This is a genomic window from Acinetobacter sp. UBA1496 (genome assembly GCF_002324975.1).
Taxonomy (GTDB): domain Bacteria; phylum Pseudomonadota; class Gammaproteobacteria; order Pseudomonadales; family Moraxellaceae; genus Acinetobacter; species Acinetobacter variabilis.
Window position 1 is genome coordinate 54,217 of the sequence record NZ_DCRI01000014.1, and the last position, 1,570, is coordinate 55,786.

General features: G+C 39.6%; 1 pseudogene. It reads right to left on the reverse strand.

The annotated features are described in order from the left end of the window. Nucleotides 1–253: 253 nt before the first annotated feature. Nucleotides 254–1,437 (reverse strand): annotated as a pseudogene (locus tag B3143_RS01405) (GGDEF domain-containing protein). Nucleotides 1,438–1,570: the final 133 nt, after the last annotated feature.

The window sequence follows — 1,570 nt, forward strand, 5'->3', positions numbered from 1 at the left end:
AATACACCTTATACGAAATGTATGATATTTATCTTTAAATATCAGTATATTAAATCAAGACGTTCTGGAGTATAGAGCACCAGAGCGGCTTTTTATTGATTATTCATGTTCCACGATTATTTACCAACCAATGTTCCACGGTTTTATGCAATCTAATTTAATCATAAAGTTTTAATTTTAGAAAATTAATATGAGACTTGATAAAAAAACCGCCAATAATCGCGGTTTCTTTCAATGACAACTTATGTGTCGTTCAATGACATTTTATGCGACGCAAATAACAACTTATGTGTCGCGTGACGTGGCTTTGGCCTGATAAAGGGCCTGATCGGCCTGGCTCAGGAGTTGCTGCGGGCGTAATTTTGGTTTTGAAATAGCAATACCAAAGTTGGCAGTCACCGGAATTAACTGTCCTTCATCACTAAAAATCTGTAGTTGCTGGATCGCGCTTCGGCAACGCTCTGCAACCTGCTGAGCTTTTTCCAGGCTGGAATTATTCAGGACCAGAATAAATTCTTCACCACCGAACCGGCCAACGACATCACTTTCACGCAATTGCTGATTCAGTACCGCACTGACTTGTACCAGTGTTTCATCGCTCTTGTGATGTCCATAGTAATCATTGATCTTTTTGAAATGATCCAGATCTAGCAGCACTAGGGCATAGTTAAAAGTCGCAGTACTATTTAGCTGGTCCAGACAGTGATTAATACTACGGCGATTAAACAGATTGGTCAGAGGATCAATCTGGCTGAGATGGTTAATAAGCTGTTCACGATAGCGCCATTGGCTGAGTAAAATCTCAAATAAAATCATGCAGGCAGCAAGAATTGGCAGTATAAAATACAGCATTGATAATAGCCAGAAGCTATTATGGAAAAACTGATCCTGAATATTAAAGAGTGGTGAATAAGGTAGTTGCTGATTAAAGCTTAGATAGGCACAAGTCACCAGGAACAGTGAGGCCGGAATCAGCATGCTATAGACCAGTCTCCGGTGAAACAGGACCAGTCCTACCGTCATCAGGCAAACATAGGCAATTGTGGCTACCGGGCTGATCACGCCTACGATATACGCATCCCGACACAGGGACACCACAAAGATACCCACTGCCAGATAGGGAAAATATCGTTCTATCAGTGCATTGCCTTGAAATTTATAACAGGGATAAATCAAAAGAACCAGCGCCAGTAAAAACAGGCCATTCATATGAACCTGGGAACGAACAACGTCAATATGGACATGCTGCCAGTATTGTGGATGTGACAGGACAAACAGATCCCAACTTAGCCAGCTTATATGTATGCCACAGCCAAGTGCCAGCATCAGGATACACTTTTTCAAAATCCCCTAGTTCATCACTACTTCATCTTCGATCAGATATTTCTTGAGTCGATGATTCTGGAATTTTTGTAATACTGCTGACATTCGCTTCATACAACAGGTCTGACATTTATTGTTATTGCTAAGTTTTTAAAAGATGGAAAAATATTGCTTTAATTATTTACAGAAATATAACATAAAATTAATTCATTGATAATCAGTAATATTTTAGGACTTACGCACTATT